Annotated in this window: 18 protein-coding genes; 6 read left to right on the top strand and 12 right to left on the bottom strand. The window is 66.7% G+C overall.

Annotation, left to right across the window (positions count from 1 at the left end; translation table 11 throughout):
• Window positions 1–15: 15 nt before the first annotated feature.
• From E4634_RS02225 to E4634_RS02240, 4 genes are all read right to left on the bottom strand, one after another.
• Window positions 16–2,370: a Tex family protein gene (locus E4634_RS02225; RefSeq protein WP_135440969.1), complete on the bottom strand. Its 2,355-nt coding sequence runs from the start codon at window positions 2,368–2,370 to the stop codon at window positions 16–18.
• 236 nt (window positions 2,371–2,606) lie between these two features.
• Window positions 2,607–4,313: a thiamine pyrophosphate-binding protein gene (locus E4634_RS02230; protein ID WP_135440970.1), complete on the bottom strand. Its 1,707-nt coding sequence runs from the start codon at window positions 4,311–4,313 to the stop codon at window positions 2,607–2,609.
• Window positions 4,314–4,404: 91 nt separating this feature from the next.
• The gene (locus tag E4634_RS02235; protein WP_135440971.1) at window positions 4,405–5,244 is read right to left on the bottom strand and encodes a TauD/TfdA dioxygenase family protein; all 840 of its coding nucleotides are present in this window, start codon (window positions 5,242–5,244) and stop codon (window positions 4,405–4,407) included.
• Window positions 5,245–5,436: 192 nt separating this feature from the next.
• Complete coding sequence (locus E4634_RS02240; protein WP_240725049.1) at window positions 5,437–5,838, bottom strand: CBS domain-containing protein; 402 nt, start codon at window positions 5,836–5,838, stop codon at window positions 5,437–5,439.
• A 173-nt stretch (window positions 5,839–6,011) separates the two neighbouring features.
• Between E4634_RS02240 and E4634_RS02245 the strand changes: the two genes are divergently transcribed.
• Both E4634_RS02245 and E4634_RS02250 read left to right on the top strand, forming a co-directional pair.
• The gene (locus E4634_RS02245) at window positions 6,012–6,524 is read left to right on the top strand and encodes a hypothetical protein (protein ID WP_135440972.1); all 513 of its coding nucleotides are present in this window, start codon (window positions 6,012–6,014) and stop codon (window positions 6,522–6,524) included.
• A 4-nt stretch (window positions 6,525–6,528) separates the two neighbouring features.
• Window positions 6,529–7,704, top strand: a complete 1,176-nt coding sequence (locus E4634_RS02250) for a DUF1214 domain-containing protein (RefSeq protein ID WP_135440973.1) — start codon at window positions 6,529–6,531, stop codon at window positions 7,702–7,704.
• A gap of 48 nt (window positions 7,705–7,752) precedes the next feature.
• On the opposite strand, the gene E4634_RS02255 is transcribed toward E4634_RS02250, so the two are convergent.
• Entirely contained in the window at window positions 7,753–8,076 is a 324-nt protein-coding gene (locus tag E4634_RS02255; RefSeq protein WP_135440974.1) for a DUF4286 family protein, read from the bottom strand.
• 241 nt (window positions 8,077–8,317) lie between these two features.
• Between E4634_RS02255 and E4634_RS02260 the strand changes: the two genes are divergently transcribed.
• The 3 genes from E4634_RS02260 (at window position 8,318) to E4634_RS02270 (ending at window position 11,738) form a co-directional block, all read left to right on the top strand.
• Window positions 8,318–8,809: a nitroreductase/quinone reductase family protein gene (locus E4634_RS02260; RefSeq protein ID WP_135440975.1), complete on the top strand. Its 492-nt coding sequence runs from the start codon at window positions 8,318–8,320 to the stop codon at window positions 8,807–8,809.
• 136 nt (window positions 8,810–8,945) lie between these two features.
• Window positions 8,946–11,312 carry a TonB-dependent receptor gene (locus E4634_RS02265; protein ID WP_167854731.1) on the top strand — a complete coding sequence of 789 codons (2,367 nt, stop codon included), beginning with the start codon at window positions 8,946–8,948 and terminating at the stop codon, window positions 11,310–11,312.
• A 57-nt stretch (window positions 11,313–11,369) separates the two neighbouring features.
• On the top strand, window positions 11,370–11,738 hold the full coding sequence (locus tag E4634_RS02270; RefSeq protein ID WP_135440977.1) for an EthD domain-containing protein: 369 nt from the start codon (window positions 11,370–11,372) through the stop codon (window positions 11,736–11,738).
• 25 nt (window positions 11,739–11,763) lie between these two features.
• Here E4634_RS02270 and E4634_RS02275 read toward each other — a convergent pair whose 3' ends face one another.
• The 7 genes from E4634_RS02275 to E4634_RS02305 all read right to left on the bottom strand — a co-directional run bounded on the left by E4634_RS02275 (window position 11,764) and on the right by E4634_RS02305 (window position 19,078).
• Window positions 11,764–12,501, bottom strand: a complete 738-nt coding sequence (locus E4634_RS02275) for a TetR/AcrR family transcriptional regulator (RefSeq protein WP_167854732.1) — start codon at window positions 12,499–12,501, stop codon at window positions 11,764–11,766.
• Window positions 12,502–12,634: 133 nt separating this feature from the next.
• Complete coding sequence (locus E4634_RS02280) at window positions 12,635–13,309, bottom strand: DUF3313 family protein (RefSeq protein WP_167854733.1); 675 nt, start codon at window positions 13,307–13,309, stop codon at window positions 12,635–12,637.
• A 40-nt stretch (window positions 13,310–13,349) separates the two neighbouring features.
• Window positions 13,350–14,369, bottom strand: coding sequence for an alcohol dehydrogenase catalytic domain-containing protein (locus E4634_RS02285; RefSeq protein ID WP_135440980.1), 1,020 nt, complete (start codon window positions 14,367–14,369; stop codon window positions 13,350–13,352).
• On the bottom strand, window positions 14,366–15,559 hold the full coding sequence (locus tag E4634_RS02290; protein WP_135440981.1) for a sulfotransferase family protein: 1,194 nt from the start codon (window positions 15,557–15,559) through the stop codon (window positions 14,366–14,368). Before E4634_RS02290 ends, E4634_RS02285 begins: the two co-directional genes overlap by 4 nt.
• A gap of 9 nt (window positions 15,560–15,568) precedes the next feature.
• Window positions 15,569–16,378: an SDR family NAD(P)-dependent oxidoreductase gene (locus tag E4634_RS02295; RefSeq protein WP_135440982.1), complete on the bottom strand. Its 810-nt coding sequence runs from the start codon at window positions 16,376–16,378 to the stop codon at window positions 15,569–15,571.
• Window positions 16,379–16,414: 36 nt separating this feature from the next.
• On the bottom strand, window positions 16,415–17,752 hold the full coding sequence (locus E4634_RS02300; RefSeq protein ID WP_206046770.1) for an amidohydrolase family protein: 1,338 nt from the start codon (window positions 17,750–17,752) through the stop codon (window positions 16,415–16,417).
• Between the two features lie 153 nt (window positions 17,753–17,905).
• Window positions 17,906–19,078: a hypothetical protein gene (locus tag E4634_RS02305; RefSeq protein WP_135440983.1), complete on the bottom strand. Its 1,173-nt coding sequence runs from the start codon at window positions 19,076–19,078 to the stop codon at window positions 17,906–17,908.
• Window positions 19,079–19,452: 374 nt separating this feature from the next.
• Here E4634_RS02305 and E4634_RS02310 point away from each other — a divergent pair, with 374 nt between their 5' ends.
• Entirely contained in the window at window positions 19,453–20,310 is an 858-nt protein-coding gene (locus tag E4634_RS02310; RefSeq protein ID WP_135440984.1) for an SDR family NAD(P)-dependent oxidoreductase, read from the top strand.
• The last annotated feature ends 11 nt before the right edge of the window (window positions 20,311–20,321 follow it).

Genomic DNA, 20,321 nt, shown 5'->3' on the forward strand with positions numbered 1-20,321 from the left:
GGCCCGCCGCGAGGTTTACCGCCCCTTGCGTGCGTTGGCAAACGCCGCGGCGAAGGCGTTGTTGGCCGGCGGATTGCTGTCCTGGCGCTTTGGCTGGCGCGGCGGCTTGCCGCCGGAGCGCGAACCACCGTCGCGGCGGCCGCCCTCACCGCGCTCGCCGCCGCGACGGGAGCCGCGCTGTGCGCCCTCCTCGCCGGCGCTGTCGGACAGACGCATGGACAGGCCGATGCGCTTGCGCGGCTCGTCCACTTCCATCACCTTCACCTTGACGATGTCGCCGGCCTTGACCACCTCGCGCGGGTCCTTGACGAACTTCTCGGACAGCGCCGAGATGTGCACCAGGCCGTCCTGGTGTACGCCGATATCGACGAAGGCGCCGAAGTTGGTGACGTTGGTCACCGTGCCCTCCAGCACCATGTCCGGGCGCAGGTCGGAGATCTTCTCGACGCCGTCGGCGAAGCTGGCCATCTTGAATTCCGGGCGCGGGTCGCGGCCGGGTTTTTCCAGTTCGGCGATGATGTCCTTCACCGTCGGCAGGCCGACACTCTCCGAGGTGTAGTCCGCCGGGTCGAGGCCGCGCAGGAACTTGCCGTCGCCCACCAGGCTGCTCACCTCGCGGCCCTGGCGCGCGGCGATGTTCTGCACCACGCCGTAGGATTCCGGGTGCACCGAGGAGGCGTCCAGCGGGTTGTCGCCGCCCTGTATGCGCAGGAAGCCGGCGGCCTGTTCGAAGGTCTTGTCGCCGAAGCGCGAGACCTTGAGCAGGGCCTGGCGGTCGGCGAAGCGGCCCTGTTCATCGCGCAGGGCGACGATATTGCCGGCGATGCTCTGGCTGAGGCCGGACACCCGCGCCAGCAGCGGCGCCGAGGCGGTGTTCACGTCTACCCCCACCGCGTTCACGCAGTCCTCTACCACCGCGTCGAGTTGGCGCGCCAGCTGCACCTGGCTGACGTCGTGCTGGTACTGGCCGACGCCGATGGACTTGGGCTCGATCTTCACCAGTTCCGCCAGCGGGTCCTGCAGGCGGCGGGCGATGGAGATCGCGCCGCGGATGGTGACGTCGAGGTCCGGGAATTCCTTCGCCGCGAATTCCGAGGCGGAGTACACTGAGGCGCCGGCTTCGTTGACCATCACCTTGCGGCAATTGAGCTCCGGATGCGCCTTGAGAAGGTCGCCGACGAAGCGGTCGGTCTCGCGGCTGGCGGTGCCGTTGCCGATGGCGATCAGCTCCACGCCGTGTTCGCGGATCATCTTCAGCAGTACCGCTTCCGCTTCCTGCACCTTCTTCTGCGGCGGGTTGGGGAAGATCGCGCCGTGGTCCAGCACCTTGCCGGTGGCGTCGATCACCGCCACCTTGACCCCGGTGCGCAGGCCCGGGTCCAGGCCGATGGTGGCCTTGTGCCCGGCGGGCGCCGCCAGCAGCAGGTCCTTGAGGTTGCTGGCGAACACGCGAATCGCCTCTTCCTCCGCCTGTTCCCGCAGTGTGCCGAGCAGGTCGGTCTGCAGGTGGGTGAGCAGTTTGACCCGCCAGGTCCAGCGCACCGTGTCGCGCAGCCAGCCGTCCGCGGCGCGGCCGCAGTCCTCGATGCCTACGTGCTGGGCGACCATGGCCTCGCAGGGGTGCGTCTCGGTGGGGCTCTCCTCGGCGTGCATCACCAGGCTCAGGTTGAGCACGCCTTCGCGGCGGCCGCGGAACATGGCCAGGGCGCGGTGCGAGGGTACGCCGGACAGCGCCTCGGTGTGCTCGAAGTAGTCGCGGAACTTGGCGCCGTCGTTCTCCATGCCCTCGGTGACGCGGGCGGCGAGCAGGGCGTTCTCGGCGAGGAAGCTGCGCAGCCGGGCCAGCAGGTCTGCATCCTCGGCGAAGTTCTCCATGAGGATCTGCCGCGCGCCGTCCAGCGCCGCCTTGGCGTCCTCGATCCCCGCGTCCGGGTTGAGGAACTGGCCGGCGAGGGTTTCCGGGTCCTGGGTCGGGTCCTGCAGCAGGCCCAGCGCCAGCGGCTCCAGCCCCGCCTCGCGGGCGATCTGCGCCTTTGTGCGGCGCTTTTGCTTGTAGGGCAGGTAGAGGTCTTCCAGGCGCTGCTTGGAGTCCGCCGCGAGCAGGGCGGTCTTCAGCTCGGGGGTCAGCTTGCCCTGCTCCTCGATGCTGGCGAGGATGCTGGTACGCCGCTCCTCCATCTCGCGCAGGTAGTGCAGGCGTTCCTCCAGCTGGCGCAGCTGGGTGTCGTCCAGGGCGCCGGTGACTTCCTTGCGGTAGCGGGCGATGAAGGGGACGGTGGAACCTTCGTCGAGCAGGCCGATGGCCGCCTCGACCTGGGCCTCGCGCACGGCGAGCTCTTCGGCGATGCGCCGGGAAATGCTGTTATTCATGTGTCGATCAAGTAATACCGCGGTTGGGTTGGGGGGGTAGTAACGCTGTCGTGGGCGGGATTATCGGCGATGCGCGGCGGCAATTCGATCTGGAATTTCCGCCGGTTTTGTGCCTCGGGGGGATTTTCTGCGCTTTTCGCGAGATTGCCCGTGTTGTGGGTGCAGGGGTGCAGAGGGGTCAGGGTGCAGGTAGCGCCGGGTAGAGAGCTGGGTGCGGGCGCGTGGGGCGCCCGCGCTCAGTACCAGAAGTCGTTGTACCAGGTCGAGTATTCCTCGTGCCCGGGCACGTCGCGGGCGTTGGCGGTGCCGTCCACCGGGATCTGGATCACCGCCGGGCGGCCGCTGGCCAGGGCGCGCTGCACCGCCGGGCCGATGTCCTCCTCGCGCTCCACGAACTCGCCGTGGGCGCCGTAGCCCTCGGCGACCTTGTCCAGGCGCAGCTGCTTGCCCCAGTGGGCCTCGGTTTCCGGCGTGCCCTCGCCGAGCATGCCGCGGTAGCCGCGCACCTCCACGCCCCAGGCGTAGTCAGCGGAGACGATGCAGATCACCGGCAGGTTCTTGCGCACCGCGGTTTCCAGTTCCGAGGTGTGGAACAGGAAGGCTGAGTCGCCGGATACCAGCACCACGCGGCGCTCGTTGCCCACCGCCAGCTGCGCGCCGATGGCGTAGGGCAGGCCGGTGCCCAGGTGGCCGAAGTTCTGGTTCCAGATGGAGTCGCGTGGGGTGACCTGGGCGTAGGTCCAGGTGTAGATGCTGGTGGCCCCGCCGTCGCGCACGAATACCGCGTCCTCCGGCAGGGCACGGGTGGCCTCCAGCATCAGCCGCGCCGGGTGCACCGGCTGGCTGCCGCGCGGCGCTTCGGCCTCGCAATCGGCGCGGAACTGGCGGTGCAGTTCGATAAGGCGCTCCACCTCCGCGCTGCGCTGGCGCGGCGTGTCCGCCAGTGCCGCGGTCAGTTGCGGCACGGCGTCGCGCAGGTCGGCGAGGATCGGCACATCGATATGGCGGTTGACGCCGAAGGCCAGCGGATCGCACTCGATGTATATCCACTTGCGCGCGGCGTCGCCCTTCTCCCAGTGGCCGCCGACGCCGTGCTGTACCGGCTCGCCGATCTCGGTGCCGATGGCGACGACCAGGTCGGAGCCGGAGACCGCCTGCGCCCCGGCGGGGGAGAAGCCGCAGGGGAAGGTGCGCTCCTCGGCCCCGGGCGGGAAGGAACTCACCGGGTAGGTGTGGATGACCGGGCACTGCAGGTTGTCCGCCAGCGCGGCGATGGCATCGTGGGCGCGGGCGGTGAATGCGCCCTGGCCGACCAGCAGGATGGGGTTTTGCGCCGCGCGCAGCAGCGCCGCGGCCTGGGCGATGGCGCCGGCATCCGCGGGCTGGTGCAGCACGCGGTAGTCGGCGGGTGGCAGGGCAGGGGGAAAGTCCTGTTCCGCCTGCATGGTGTTCATGGGAATCTCGATATACACCGGGCCGGGCCGGCCGGTGAGCGCCTGGCGGAAGGCCTCGCGGATGATCTCGTCGGTCTGTTCCGGGTACTCGATCACCGCCACCCACTTCATCGCCTCTTCAAAGTAGCGGTACTGCGGCGTGTACTGGATGCGCCCGCGGCGCACCCGGCGCGCGGCGATCTGCGCGCGCTGGCCGCCGATGAAAATCACCGGGGCATTTTCCTTGGCCGCGTTTATCGCCGCCGGTACCAGGTTGGCCACGCCCGGGCCCTGGTTGCCGACGATCACGCCCGGCGTGCCGGTCATGCGCCACATGGCCTCGGCCATGAACGCGCCGGCCTCCTCGTGGTGCGGTGCGATCACCTGCCAGCCGCGCTCCTCGGCGGTGACGAACATGTGGAAGAAGCTGGGGTCCGGGATGCCGAACAGGTGGCGTATGCCCTCCGCTTCAAGCAGTTCGAGGACGCGTTGGTAGACTTTGCTCGCCATGTTGGGGTCTCCGCCAGGGCAGTGGTTGCGATGGATGACTGTGGGTGGCCAGCGGCGGACGGCGCAGGCTGCGCGCGTCCGCCGCGGTGTGTCAGCGAATGGCTTCCGTGCCGAGTACCGAGGTGCGGTGCATGGTGCGGCCGGAGTTGCGATCGTAGGGAATCACGCGGTGCAGGGCGCCGCTGTTCTTCCACACCACGAAGTCGCCCTCGGCCCACTCGTGGCGGTAGCTGAAGTCCGGCTGCGCCGCCCATTCCAGCAGGCGCACGAGCAGGGCGCGGCCCTCCGCCAGCGGCATGTCCAGCACGCGCTCCGCGGTGGTGCCCACCAGCAGCGACTTGCGGCCATCCTCGTGGGTCCACACCAGGGGGTGGTCGTTGCTCTTGCTAATGCCCTGCCAGTCCGCCGGGGTGACGTCCAGTTCCAGTACGCCGCGGATGCTGGCGAACACCGAGTGGTGTACACGCAGTCCCTCGAGTTCCGCCTTGTCCGCGTCGGGCAGGTGCTCGTAGGCGGCGTACAGGTTGCAGAATTCGGTCTGGCCGCCCCTGGGCGCGACGCTGCGCGCGGTGAGCAGCGAGGCCAGCGGCGGCGGGAAGGTTTCCATCACGCCATCCATATGCCAGAAGAAGGTGCCCAGCACGTACTCGGGGGCGTTGTTGATCTTCGGGTCCAGGGTGATCTTGTACACGTCCCGCGCGGCGGCCTCGCCGCCCGGGGCCTGCTTGACAAAATTCACCCGCTCGCCGAACAGGTCGGTGAAGGCCAGTTGTTCGTCGTCGTCCAGCCCGATGCCGGGGAACAGCAGCACGATGCGCTCGTCCAGCAGTTCGCGGCAGGCGGCGGCGAATTCGGGGTTGGCGAAATCGGCGCGGCTGGCGTGAATCCGGCTGCCGATCAGGGGCTTGATGTGTTCTGTATTGAGTTCCATGGCGACCCGCTTGTTATTGTCTTGATGGCCATCGCGGGCGACTGTGGCCGCCCTTTTCAGGAAGTATGCGCCAAGGACGGCGAAATATCGACGGTTAAGTCAACGATGTTGTTTACTAAAATCAGAATTGTCCGGACACACGGTCGCGCCCGGGAAAGGCTTTCGTGCGGGTACCGCTCGCCCGGGGACGGATTATTGCTGGAACTTGCGCACCGCGCCGAGCAGGCAGCGGCAGGTGACCTGCCCCACCAGTTTGCCGTTCTCCACTACCGGGCGGCGGCGCTTGTTCTTGGCCAGCATGTCCTGGGCGACGTCGACGATGTCCTCGTCCGGGTGCGCCACCACCAGGTTGTCCGAGGCCATGTAGTCGCGCACCAGGCCGGCGCCGGTGTTGTCGTAGGCGGCGGCGAGCACCGCACGCAGGCAGTCCATCTCGGAGAGGATGCCGACCAGGTTGCCGGCGTCGTCGATCACGCAGACGCCGGAGATCTTGTTGTCGAGGATGACTTTCATCGCCTCGTTGATCGTGTCGTCGGGTTTGACCTTGACCGGGTTGGTCAACATGTAATCACGCAGACTGACGGACTTGAGCATGGCTGCCACCTTGCGGGCTGTTATCGATTTTTTCCCGAGTATAGCCTTTTCACCGGGCGAAGGGGCGTGCGCCGCGCGGGCTTGTCAGGCCTGTAGATAGCGCCTACTATCAATTCGACAGAATAACCATCGTACAAGCGGCGCACCGCCAGGGTGCCGCGCGGAGTGAACCCATGCCCTACAGACTCGACCGCCCGCCGTCGGACTTCGACGCCGGCACCGGCCTGCTGCAACTCGAGCATTTCCAGATGGCCTACGTCACCAATGACATGGCCCAGGCCTGCGAACTGTTCCAGCGCCGCCTCGGCATCCGCGAGTTCGCCACGCTGGCGGGCGAGACCCCCGGCGGCGGCCAGATCGAGGCGAAGTTCGCCTGGGTGGGCACGCTGATGTACGAGATCATCTGCGCCAGCGGCCCCGGGGCGGAGATCTTCACCGGCCACCTGCCGGTCGCCGACGGCTTCGTCATCCGCCACCATCACCTCGGCTACCTGGTACAGAACCAGGTCCAGTGGGATGCGATCCAGGCCAACGCCGCGGCGCAGCAGTTCGAGATTCCCCACCACAACGTCAACCCGCTGGTGGAGGTCTGTTTCGTGGCGGTGCCGGAACTCGGGCACTACCTCGAGTACCTGTACGCCACCGACGTGGGCATGGGCTTTTTCGACAGCGTGCCCAGGACCTGAGCCGATGACGGAGATCGCCCCGGTGTTCGATTACCTCGAGGACCTGCAACTGGCGGTGGACGAGATCGCCAATACCTGGCGCCCGGACGACCCGGCCTACCGCGCGGACGTCTATCGCCAGATCATGATGCAGTTTTCCTACGGCTACTTCGCCTTCTTCCACGCCGACCCCGCCCACCCGGACTGGGCGCCGCTGTGGAACCCGGTGTACACCCTGCAACCGAACCCGGACGACATCTACCTGTACGCGCCGGTGAGCAGCGACCACCGCTACCGGGTCAGCGGCAGCCGCGGCACGGTGAAGATGCTGGCCTTCAACACCCAGTCCAACCTGCCGGGGCTGCCCGGCGAGGTGGACATGACCGGCGAGTTCTACGCCGACCTCGACGACCGCGACCTGCTCATCGGCGACGATGGCGAATTCGAAATCCTGCTGGGTAGCGAGCGCCCCGCCGGCCACGCCGGCAACTGGCTGCAGATCAAGCCCGGCGCCACGGTGCTGATGGTGCGCCAGCGCAGCTACGACTGGGCCGGGGAGGAGGACGCCAACCTCGCCATCGAGTGCCTGGACCCGGTGCCGCCCAAGCCGCGCCTGTCGCCGGAGGACATCCTGCAGCGCATCCGCCAGATGGCGGCGATGCCGGTGGCGGCGACAAAACTGTTTTACTGGATGCAGAACCAGGTGCGCGAGAGCGTCGGCGTCAACGTGTTCCAGCCCATGCCCCTGGGCGGCGCGCTGTCCAAGCAGATCTACCTGCCGGCGGTGTTCGAGTTTGCGCCGGACGAGGCGTTGATCCTGGAAACAGACCTGCCCGCGGTGCGCCCCTACTGGAACTTCCAGCTTAACGACCCCTACTTCAATGCGGTCGAGTACGTGTACCGCCTGTCCAGTACTAACGGCCACTTCGCGCGCTTGAGCAGCGATGGCAGGTTTCGCGCGGTGATCTCGCTGGAGGACCCGGGTGTCCCCAACTGGCTGGACCCAGCGGGTTTTACCGAGGGCACGATCTACGGCCGCTGGTACGACTGCGACAGCCAGCCGACACCGACCCTGCGGCGCGTGAAGTTCGCCGACCTGCGCGAGCACCTGCCGGCGGACACGCCTGCCGTGAGCGCCGAGGCGCGTGCGCAGGAGTTGCGCGAGCGGGTGCGCGGCTGCCAGCGGCGTCGGCGCTGGTAAACGCGCTGTCCGCAATCGGACGCTTCTGCCGGATATGTATCCGCAGCGTCAGTCCCGCCCGCCCTGTTCGGTGCACAGCAGGGCGACAAAATCGTCAGCCATCGCGTCGGTGGCCTGCATCTCACCCTCGTTGAAGCGCCGGAAGACCTCCTCCACGGCGCTCACCGGATCGGGGTGATCCACGCCGTAGACAGCGACATAGCGGTGCTGTGCCCGGTTGCCGGTGAATTGCTGAACGTCGTAGCGCCGCGCCGAGGTAATGCCCGGGCAGTCCAGTACGTTGGCGAGGTGATGCCGGTCATACCACTCGTTGAACGCGGCGTCCCTGCCGGGGACAGCGTTGGTCAGCGCAATGAAAATACAAGTGGCCATGCGTGTTCCCTCTGGCTGTTTGTTCTGGTGCAGGCTGGAACCGTCTGCCTGTCCCGGCGGCGAGCTTCGACTCTACGCCGGCCACGGCACCTGGAACAGCGCGCAGGGCGATCTTTCGCACCACATTATTTGTAGCTTTGCCGAATTCTTCAAAAAGCCTGTCGCGGTAGCTCTGGCCTCCCATGGCACCCCTCCATAGCATCGTTCCCCATGATTTATCGCAGTCCGCAAGGGAAATCCCATGGCGTTTGAAGGATCCGAAAGCCTGCTGAGCCGCTCGCGCGATTTCGTTCGCGACCACATGGCGGCCTACCTCGACAGCGGCGGCCGCGAAGGCCATATCGTCGACGTCTCGCACACCGGAGTAGAGCGCCTGTTGCCCACGCTGTTATTACAGACGATCGGCCGCAAGAGCGGTCGTCCGCTGCTCGTACCGCTGATTTACGGCTTCCATGGCGGTGAATGGGTCGTGATTGCCTCCAAGGCAGGCTCGACGTCTCATCCGGCCTGGTACCTGAACCTGCGCGAGATGGAGGAGGTGCGCTTCCAGGTCGGCGGGCAGTGCTTTCGCGGCCACTGGCGCGAGGCGCAGGGCACGGAGAAAGCCGCCGTCTGGGACTACATGTGCGGCGTATTCCCGCCCTATGCGGATTACCAGGCTGCGGCGGGCGAGCGCGACATCCCGGTCATCCTGCTGCGCCCGGCAGCAGTGATGCCGGTCTTCCAACCCTGACTACTCACAGCGGCCTGCGCGGGGGTATCGACCCGCGCCGGCGAGGGATACAACAATGAAAATAAAAAACAACACTGCGGACACTTTGAATAAGCCTGTCGCCCGGACAGCGCTCCACACAGGCCTGCTACTGGCATTGGCGCTGCCGGTTGTGCCCGGCATTGCCCACGCCCAGGCGGACGCCGGTGCCCAGGGTGGGCTGGAAGAGGTGGTGGTCACCGCACGCAAGCGCGCCGAGCGACTGGAGGATATTCCGGTGTCGATCACCGCGCTTAGCGGTGAACAGATCGACAATATGGACCTGACCAGCCTGGAGCGTGTCGCGGCGTATACGCCGCAGCTGGTGGTCACCCGTGCTCCCTTCGGCTCAGGCGCCTCGCTGACGCTGCGCGGTATCGGCTCGCCCTTCTCCAGCGTGGGTATCGAGCAGTCGGTGGCGGTGATTGTCGATGGCGCGTACTACGGCCAGGGCCGGACGATCAACGAAGGCCTGTTCGACGCACGCTCGGTGGAGGTGCTGAAGGGGCCGCAGGCGCTGTTCTTCGGCAAGAACGCCACCGCCGGCGTGATCTCCATCCAGACCGCCGATCCCGGCGAGGAGCTGGAATTCAAGGCCCGCGGCGGCTACGAGTTCGAGCTGGAAACCGTGCTCGGCGAAATGATGGTCTCCGGCCCGTTGACCGATACCCTGGGTGCACGCCTGGCGATACTGGGCCGCAAGAGCAACGCGGGCCTGTCGGAAAACCTGGCGGAACCGGTGGACGCGGAGTTCTTCGACGTGGCCACCAGCCAGACCAATGTCTACACCTTTCCCGGTGCGGCCCGCGACCAGCCGAAGGAGGAAGAGCTGTTCGGCCGCCTGACCCTGAAGTGGGACCCCTCCGACGATCTCAGCTCCACCCTCAAAGCCTACGTCTCGGAGCGCAGCCAGGGCTCTATGACGGCCAACGTGATCGTGCAGTGTCCCGAGCCGACGTTTTTCTCCAACCCGGGTATCGCCTGCCCGAAGGACGATTACAAGACCTACCAGAACGCATTGCCCGCACAGATCGGCAACAACTTCCCCTACGCCAAGGGCAGCGACCTGTACGAGGATTACGATTCCTACGCCTTCAACCTGAACACCGACTACGACGGTATCGATCGCCTGTCCCTCAACCTGGTGCTGAACTACCAGGAAAACGACTACGAGGCGATCCAGGAGTACTTCTACGAGAACGTCGTCCCCGGCTACGCCACTTACAAATCGACCTTCGACGCCTACTCTGCAGAGCTGCGTGGCCTCACCCAGTTCGACGGCCCGCTCAACTTCCTGGTCGGCGGGTATTACCAGCAGACCGAGCGCCACCACCAGGATATCGTGCTCATCGCCGGGCTGGAGAACACCGCGGAGGACAGGAACCGGTACGTCACCTTCGACAAGGATTCGGAAACTGACGACGACACGCTGGCGCTGTATTTCCAGGGCATTTTCGAACTCGGCGACGACATCGAGATAACCGCTGGTGCGCGCTACACGGACGAAACCAAGAAATCCTATTTTGTGCAGCCCTACGTCAATCCCGCGGTCACCAATGTCTGGGTGCCGGATCAGTTCGTGCGTGACGACCAGAGCTTTTCCGACTGGTCGCCCGAGGCAACGGTCTCCTGGAAGATGACACCGGACCTCATGCTCTACGCGGCCTACAAGACCGGCTTCAAGTCCGGGGGCTTTTCCAACAACTCGATCCTCACCCCGACCACGCCCCCCGGCGGCCTGTCCTTCGACGAGGAGACGGCGGAGGGTTTCGAGGGCGGCCTCAAGGCGACGTTGCTCGACCGCCAGCTCAGCCTCAATGTCATCGCCTACCGCTACGAGTACGAGGACCTGCAACTGGACTTCTACAACGCGGCAAACGTGTCTTTCGTCACCACCAACGCCGGCTCCGCCGTGACCGAGGGGATTGAGTTCGAGGCGACCTACGCGCCCAACGCGCTGCCGGGACTGAACCTGCACGGTACGCTGAACTACAACAGCGCCGAGTACGAGGAATTCCTCGGCCCCTGTTATATCGGCCAGACCGCCGCTGCAGGATGCGTGCTGACCGGCCCCGGAGGTGCGCCGTTCCAGGATCTCGGCGGCCAGGCCCTGGCCAATGCGCCCGAGTGGACCGCCTCTGCGGCCGTCGCCTACGACTGGGAACTCGGCGCCGGACGCAGCCTCGCCCTGCTGGTGCAGGCCAAGTACGTGGACGACTACTACGCATCGGGCTTTGGCTCGCCGCTGTCGCAGCGGGACAGCTACTACCGCGTCGATGCCTCGGCGCGCCTGCGCCTGGACAACGATGCCTGGGAAGTGGCAGTCATCGGCAAGAACCTCACCGACGAGTTCATCGTCACCGGCGCTTACGATATCACCGGTACCGGCTTCGGCACCGGTGAGGCGCAGGGCCGGTTGGCGGACCAGGCCAGCTCCGTGGACCTGCCGCGCACCGTACAGGTAGAGTTGACCTACCGCTACTAGACTGGCGGCGTTGCCGGCAACGCCGTCCGGGATACCGATGCCCCCGAGGGAGAGCCCATGAAAATAATATGCCTGTTGCCGCGCCGAGCCGATCTCACGCGCGCGCAGTTCAAGCAGTACTACGAGGAAAACCACGCGCCATTGATCGAGAAATTGCTGCCGTTTTATACCGAGTACCGCAGGAATTTCCTCGCCGACGAGCAGGACTACGAAACGGGTCATCTGGAGAACAAGGCGGAGGACGCGCCGCCCTTCGACGTGATCACCGAGCTGACGTTCTCCACGCGGGAGAACTACGAGAAGATGGTCGCCGCGCTGTCCGACCCGGCCATTGGCGACGTTATCGCCGCGGATGAGGCGAACCTGTTCGACCGCGACAATATGCAGGTTTACCTCGTCGAGGAGGTCGCCTCGGCAGCGCGCTGAGCTGGTTTCTGCGGGCCGCTGGCGATCAGTTTGCCGGCGGCTGCGCGCGCTCCGCCGCCAGCCAGGCCTCCACCGAGGGCACGAATTCCTTTCTCAGCGCCCCCAGCAACAGCAGCGTCACACCGTCCATGATCTGGCTGTGCAACTCGTCGGTGTCGCCGTGCTGTGACCAGTCGAAGATACTGATGGTGTTGATGCGCGTGATCTGTGACGCCAACCGCTCCGGGTCGACGTAATCGCGCAGCAGGCGCTGCTCGCTCATGTGGCGTATGAATGTCGCCTTGTGCCGCGTGCTGTGCGGCTGTAGCAATGGCATTAGCTGCCACTTGTCGGAAAACGCGGCGGTGACCATCTCGTGCAGGAAGGCCGGGGTTTCCACCGCGCACTGGTGGTACAACTTGCCGATGTTGAGGAACATCGCGGGTCCCGGCGTGGCGCTGAACGCATTGCGGTCCAGGGCGGTGGTGTGTTCATTGATGGCGCAGGCGAGCAACGCGTGGCGCGAGCCGAAGTTATTGTGAATGGTCTGCACGGATGTGCCGCAGGCCGCGGCGATTTCGCGCACGGTCAGCCCCTTCTGCGTGCTGCTGGCGAGCAGCTTGCGGGTCATGGCGAGTATGGACGCGCGCCGCGAGCGCTGGTTGCCCGCCTCCGCGGAGGCCGGGCACTCCGGTTCGTGGGAGGGCGTCGACAGCATAGGCAGGAACGGGTCCGGCAGCCCGGACGGGGCGGTTCGCGAGGATGCGCTGTGTGGCACTGGCATGCTTTCCTCCCCTGTCATTTATGCTTATTCCGGAGTAGGCGACGTTCAGATCAGGTAGCTTACCACAGTCGGTTTCATCTCGATTCGGTCCCCCGCTGATGATGGCTCCCGGCCCATTCTTGCTTACCCCGGCTCAGCGCCCCACCACCTTGTCCAGCCCCTCGCGCATCATGCCCGCCCAGCGTTTCAGGGCGCGATTGGCGTCCGCCCGGTTGGTGACGCTGTTGGTCCATTGCATGGTGCCGAAGTCGCTGCCGCGCCGGCGGTCGGCGACGCGTGCCAGCACCTGGCCGGTAGTGCCGTCGAGCAGCTCGATCACCAGGGTCATCTCACCGGCCGAGGTGGTGTAGCTGCGGCTCCGGCCCGCGCTCATGGTGTCCGGCGCATTGATATCGAGGTTGATGATGGCCGGGCGTATGATCAGCACCGCCTCGCCCTCCTCAAACTCGTCGACCAGCGTATAGGGCGGCGGAGCCTGCAGCGCTTCACGCATTTGCTCCGTGCACATCGCGCCCAGGGCGTCCTTGATGCGGTCGACGTCCTTCTGCGTGACCCGGCTGCCGAGGTCCAGCCGGCTGCTGTTCTGGTCGCGCAGCCAGTTCTTGCGGAAGGCCACGCTGCAATCGGCGAGGCCGAACGTGGTGTAGGCATCCAGTTCGGCATCCGGGAGCAGGTAGACGAACTGGAAGCGGGTGTCCGGCTGCAGTACCAGGCCGTCGTGGGTTTGCGCGGGCGGCTCGGTGGTGGTGCAGGCTGTGATGGCACCGAGCAGAAGCGCCAGTAGGGTCGTCCGGAATGGCTTGTTCATTGTTGTTATGACCTCATGCCAGTGGCGGGGTGTGGGTAGTCTAGCAGTCGTGACTACAACAGACATGCACCTTGGTATCCGTATTCGGCCCGCGCAGCGCGGCGAAGGCATCGGGCAGTTCATCCAGCGACACCTCGCTGGAGATGATCGCCTTCGGGTCGCAGTGGCCCTTGTCCATCTGTTCGGCGATGTACAGGAACTCGCGCAGGCTGTAGCCCACGGCGAATTGTAGCGAGGCGCACTTGTAGGAGGCGATGGCGGGGATCACCGGGTCGGGCGCCATGCAGAAGCCCAGCGACATCACCTTGCCGAACGGCGCCACGTGGTTGACCGCCTTGGACAGCATGCCCTCGGCACCGACACATTCGAGCACCAATGTCGGCGCGCCGCCTAGGGCCTCCTGTACTTCCGCCACCTCGTTGTCGCCGTAGGCGATGAACTTGTCCGCGCCCATGGCCAGGGCCAGCGCCTCGCGTCGCGGCGAGCGCGACATGGCGACGATGCGCCCCGCGCCCAGGCGCCGCGCCCAGTAGATGGCGTACAGCGCCACTGTGCCGCCACCCAGTACCAGCACCGGGTCGCCGGGGGTGATGTGGGCCAGGCGCACGCCATAGAGGCTTACCGCCAGTGGTTCCACCAGGGCGCCGTCGGCCATGGACAGGGTGGACGGCAGGCGTGTGGCGGCGGCCACGGGCACCGCCGCCAGTTCGGAAAAGCCGAACATTGCCGAGCCGATGCGCGACTGGCACAGGATCACGTTGCCGTGGCTGCGGCAGGCGGCGCACTCGCCGCAGGCGGCGGAGGGCAGTACCGCGATACTGTCGCCGACTTTGTAGTCGCTGACCTTGCTGCCCACCTCGATGACCCTGCCCGCGTACTCGTGGCCCAGCTGCACGTTGCTGCCGTAGTCCCAGGCCTCGCCCTTGGTCATCGACAGGTCGGTGCCGCAGATGCCGCAGCGGTGCACTTCGATCAGCACCTCGTTGGGCCCGGGCTGCGGGTCGGGCAGGGTCTCGATGGTCAGCGGCTGGCCGCCGCCCGGATAGATGGCTGCCTTCATGGGCGGGTCTCCAGCAGGTCGAAGCGCTCGAGGTAGTCGCCGTAGGGCGCGCGTGCCTCGGCCTCGGTGATGGCGTAGTCGGCAATGTCGTAGCGGTGCACGCCGTGTTGCAACTCGGGCTTTTCCTCGATGCGCTGCGCCAGCGCGGCGCGGGTGGCGTCGGGGATGTCCATATCGATGAAGGCGTAGATGCGTTCCAGCACGGCCATCGGCTCGCGGTGGAAGTCCGCGTGCACCACATCCAGCACCTGGCCGGGGTGGTCCGCGCGCACGCGGTCGGCCTTGCGCAGGGCATTGGCCCACTTGGCCACTTCCCGGCGCAGCATGATCTCGCCACGCTGCGCACCGCGCGCCGGGTCTTCCAGCATCGGGTGCAACTGCATCAGCAGCGAGACCAGCGAGGGAATGCACTTCGCCGGGTCGCGGTGGGTCTGGATCACCTTCGCATCCGGGAACACCGCGAACAGCAGGTCCAGGTGCTCGACATGCCCGGGGTTTTTCAGCAGCCAGCGGGTGTCCGGCGCGCTGCTGCCGATCAGTTGCACGCAGCGGTGGTAGTAGTCGTAGGCGGCGCGCTCGTCCTGGCACTGCCACCAGGCGTCGTAGCTGGGAGCGGACCAGCCGCAGCTCCACAGGTTGGAGACGAAAGACTGGCGCAGCAGCATGCAGCACTCGTGGACCTCCTCCGCGGCGATATGGTGCGCGGCGCGCTTGCCCGGCGCCGCGGCGTAGCGCGCCTCGATCACTTCGACACTCTTGCGGAACTCCGGGTACTCGGCCCAGGTATCGACGGGCGGGCGCGGCATGGGTGAGTCCAGCAGCCAGGTCTGCAGGCCCTGGAAGCGCGGGTCCACCGCCATCAGCCGGTGCAGGGCGGTGGTGCCGCTGCGCGGGATGCCGGTAATCACCACCGGGGCGACGATGGGGTGTGCGTCGAAGCCGGGGTTTTCGCGCATCGCCTTGTAGGCCTGTGCGCGGCCCTTGAGTACACCCACCACCATACCCCAGGCCACGCGGCGGCCCTGCCCGGTGAAGTGGGGGTCGTAGTCCATGGATTGCAGCAGGGCGGTCAGGCCCGCCAGGTAGTCGGGCGGGCCGAAGTCGTCGCTGCCGACCTCGGCGGCGACGGTGTCGTGCAACTGGATAATGGCGTGGCGGAAACTCGCGGGCGGGTCGTAGGACAGGTCCAAGCGAGGCCCTCAGCCGGCGGCCATGGCCGGCACCGCATCCAGGTCGATGCCGCCGAGGGCCGGCCCGCCGTTGACCGCGATGGTCTGGCCGGTGATATAGGAGGCGGCGTCGCTGGCCAGGAACACGATCATGTTGGCCATCTCGTCCGGCGTGCCGGGGCGGCCCAGGGGAATGCCGGCGCCCATGTCGTCGGCATCGAGGCCGGCGGCATCCCAGGCGGCGGCCGCGCGCGGTGAGGCGATCATGCCCGCGGCCACGCAGTTGGCACGGATGCCGTAGCGCCCCCATTCGGCGGCGGTCACCGTGGTGAACATCTGCAGCGCCGACTTGGCCGAGGCGTAGTGCGCCCCGCCCTTCACGCCGGTGATGCCGGCGTTGGAGGAGACATTGACGATAGCGCCGCAGCGCTGCGCCATCATGTGCCTGCCCGCCTCGCGGGTGGCGACGTAGGCGGAGCGCACGTTGAGTTCGAAGATACTGTCCCAGCCGCGGCTGGGAATGTGTTCCAGCGGCCCCATGCGGGTGCCGCCGGCATTGTTGATGAGAATGTCCACGCGGCCGAAAGATTCCACCGTGCGCTGAACCAGCTGCACGACGGCGTCCTCGTCCTTGACGTCGGTGGGCACCGCCAGGCAGCGCTGGCCGCTGCGGTCGGCAATGCGCTGCGCGGCGGTCTGGAGTTCCTCGGCACCGCGGCTGGCCACCACCACACTGGCGCCGAGTCGCGCCAGCTGTAGTGCCGTGGCATAGCCGATGCCGGTGCCGCCGCCGGTGACAATAGCCACGCGGCCGGCGAAGTCCAGTTGCTCACTGATCATGGCGTGGGCGTTTCTCCCTTCGGGGAAGGGCGGCCCTCAGGCCGCCGACTCGGTTTCCGCGATGGTGGTGGCGTGCTTGTGGAACATCACGCCAAGGTCGCCGGAGGTGACCGGGCGGTCGACGCCCTCTTCCACCGGGCGCGCACCACCGGTGGAGACCGGTGTGGTGTCCACGTTGGCTGCGGCCGCCTTGGCGCGCAGCGCACCGACGGTGAGTTCCTCGCGCGGGATGTGCTGGAACGGGTCGAAGCGGAAGAAGCGCATGGCGTTCTCGTGGGTGACCTTGGCGATCTGCGCGTCGCTCAGGTGCTTGACCTGTTCCCACAGGTGCTCCGCCGCGTTCGGCCATACCGCGTCCGAGTGCGGGTAGTCGGTCTCGAAGGCGACGATGTCCTCGCCCACCTCGTCCAGGTGCTTGAGACCGAAGGCGTCGTCGATGAAGCAGCACAGGAAATGGCGGCGGAACAGCTCGCTGGGCTTGATGTCCTGGAAGCGCGAGTTGGTCCACGCCTTGTGCCGCCAGTTGGAGAAGTCGGCGCGCTCGAGGAAGTAGGGAATCCAGCCGATGCTGCTCTCGGACAGGGCGACGCGCAGGTTGGGGTAGTCGTGCAGCGCTTTCAACTGCAGCCAGTCCGCCGCGCCCACGGAGATGGACAGGGGCATGGTGGTAATCCAGGCCTCGATCGGGGTTTCCATGGAGGCGTGGGGCACCGGGTTGCCGCTGCCGATGTGCAGGGCGATGCTCATGTCGTGGTCGGCGATCGCCTTGAAGAAGGGCGTCCAGTACTCGTTGTGGATGCTGGGCAGGCCCTGCTTGGTCGGGTTCTCGGACATGCTCACGGCGGTCACGCCCTTGTCCGCCATGCGCTTGATCTCGGCGAGCATGGCTTTCATGTCCCAGGTGGGCAGGATGGCCAGGGGGATGAAACGGCCGGGGTAGGCGCCGCACCACTCGTCCACGTGCCAGTCGTTCCAGGCGCGCAGGTGGGTCAGGGCGAGGTCCTTGTCCTCGGCCTGGTGGAAGGTATCGTTGTCGAAGCCGATCGAGTTGCCGAAGTTCATCTGCACGGCGATGCCGTCCACGTTCATGTCATTGACCCGCGCGTGTACGTCGTAGCAGCCGGCGCGCATGTCTTCCAGCGCGTTGGGCTCCATGCCGTACTCCTCGAGCGGGCGGCCGACCACGGCATTGAGCCCGATGCCGGGCTTGGTCTTGCCCTGGTAGGACCAGTAGTTCTTGCCGTTCTTGTCGGTCTTGAGTTTCGGGGCCTTGGCCAGCGCCTCGCCCGACAGGTGGTTGTCGAACAGGTTGGGGGGTTCGCAGATGTGGTCGTCGGTGCTGATCAGCACCATGTCGTTCATGTTGGTCGCCATGACTTCCTCCAGTTGTTTGTTATGCCCGCCGCCCGGCGGCGGGGGTGGTGCCTGTCTCGTGCCGGGGGCGCCGCTGCTTCGGCGGCTTGCCCGGACCTCCAGTTTAGTCCTTTTTTGCCTGTGTTTGCCCGCTTTGCTGCCAGTGTCGCCTTGCTACCAGCGCCGTCGCCGCTGGCAGGCGCGCACCCGCAGGCGCAGTTCCTCGGCGCGCTGCTCGGGCGTGACCACCGGGGTGTCCGCGGGCAGGTGGTCGCGCAGTGCGTTCAGCGGCACGCGTTTTATGGTCGGCACCGGCTCGCTGTCGCAGTCGTACCAGCGGCCGTAGATGCCGCCCTCGGTGTAGCCCGCCGGGTCCAGCCAGTTGGGCACGCCGGGGTCTTCCAGGGCGATCACCGCGCGCAGCCGGCCGTCGCTGCTGGCCTGCGCGTAGTGGCCGTTGGTGCTGGACAGGCGGTAGACGTATTCCAGCGCGTTGAAGTACGGGTCGTTGAGCTGGATGTTCCAGTAGGGACGGCGTTTGGGCAGGTCGGTCTCGATGATCAGCGCCTCGCCGGGCTCGAGCTGGAAGCAGGCCGGCCAGTAGGTCTGCTTGACCAGGGCGCCGGGGTAGCGCACGGGCTCGAACACGTTGTAGCCGACCCGCTCGCGCACGCCGTTCTGCATCGCGTAATACAGGTTGGTCTTGCGCGCGGGAAACTTCGCCATCGCCTGGATGCGCGTGAGAATCTCGTCCGGCGTCAGCCGCGGCTTGGGCGGGACCGCGTCCAGGCACTCGATGGAAAGCACCGGGTCCACCTCGTTGAGCCAGTCGTAGCTGCGAAAGCGCACCATCATGCCGCCGGCCTCGGGGTCGATGGTCGCCCACCTGCCGCTGTAGCCCGCGGGTCGCGTGGCGCTGAAGATCACCTCGAAGTCCTCGCCCGGGGTGAGGCCCAGGTCGGTGCAGTCGACCTCGTTGTGGCCGCTGGGTCGGGGCATTTCGTCCACCGTGCCGGAGAGCGCCTTCTGGGTAGTGAAGGAGAGGATCTTGCAGGTGCCGCGGTTGCCGGAGACGCGGTAGGTGAGGTCGCCGCGGATCGGCGACTGCAGGTAGATGTCGTCCGGGTTGGGTTGCAGTGTGTAGACCGGGTTCCACAACGGCGCCCAGTCCGGGTGTTCGGCGTCGGCGTGGAAAAAGGCGAAGTAGGCGTAGGACAGGCTGGCCATGGTCTGCCGGTAGACGTCCGCGCGGTAGGCCGGGTCCTCCGGGTGCCAGGTGTCCTTGAGGTTGGCCACGGCGCCTTCGAGGTCGCGCAGGTAGGCGAGGATCGTGGGGTCGATCTGCATGGTATTTCCCGAGCCTTTTATTGTCTGTGGCCGACCGCCGGGGCGGGAGCGCCTGGCTGGATTTGATGATAGCGTATACTATCTAAGTGCGGGGCGCCAGCGTCCGGGTGACCACCGGCGCGGCGGATGGCCGTGGTGTCGGCGGCGATTCTGTTACAGACTAGGGGCCGGCGCCGAGCGGCGGGACGGTGATCCGGGCTGTTCGGGCGCGGCGCAGCGGGCGCTGCCAGTCCTGCGCTGTATACGATAAAAATCACGACAGCACTCAAGACAACACGCACGACAGCACTCACGACAACAATAACAAGCGGTGAACCGAGCGCGCGCCATCCCGGCCTCCGCGTCCGGCTCGCCAGCGAGCGGAGGCACACAGCATGCCCGATACGCCACAACCCGGCCTGCCCAGCCTGGCCGGGCGCAAGATCATCGTCTCCGGCGCCGCCGGCGGCGGCATCGGCACCACGGTCGCCGCCTGGGCCGCGCGCGCCGGCGCCACCGTGGTGGCGGTGGATGCCAGCGCGGAAAAACTCGATGCGCATATCGCACCGCTGCAGCGTGCGGGACTGGACCTGGTGCCGGTGGTCGCGGACATCCTTGACGAGGCCGGCGTCGCCTCGGTGATGGCCGCTGCGGCCGCGGCCGACGGCGACCTGCACGGCCTGGTCAGCGTGGTGGGCGGGGCGCCGCCGCCGACCTGGGGTCCGGCCACACGGCTGGCGCGCGAGCACTGGCACGCGCAGATCTCCCTCAACCTGGACGCCATGTTCTTCATCAGCCAGGCGGTCGCCGCCGAATTGCAGGCGCAGTCGCGGCCGGGCTCTATCGTCGCCATCTCCTCCATTAACGGCCTGACCTCCTCCCCCTACAACGTCGGCTACGGCGCCGGCAAGGCGGCGCTGGGCTCGGTGGTGGAGACCATGGCGCTGGAGCTGGCGAGCGCGGGCATCCGCGTCAACGCGGTGGCACCGGGACCGGTGGCCACGCCCACCGCCAGCCTGTCCAGCGACCCGCAGCGCCTGCGCCGCGGCATTCCCATGGGGCGCTACGGCGAGCCGGAGGAAATCGCCGGGCCGGTGCTGTTCCTGCTCTCGGACCTGTCCAGCTTCATGACCGGCCAGTGCCTGGTCGCCGACGGCGGCTGCAGTATCAAGTGGTGCCACCTCACCGACGACAACCTGCCGATGTTCCTGAAAGAAGCATCGGTGCGAACCGTGATGAATATCCAGGACTAGCGGGGCAGATC

Source organism: Mangrovimicrobium sediminis, from assembly GCF_004745945.1.
Taxonomy (GTDB): Bacteria; Pseudomonadota; Gammaproteobacteria; order Pseudomonadales; family Halieaceae; genus Mangrovimicrobium; species Mangrovimicrobium sediminis.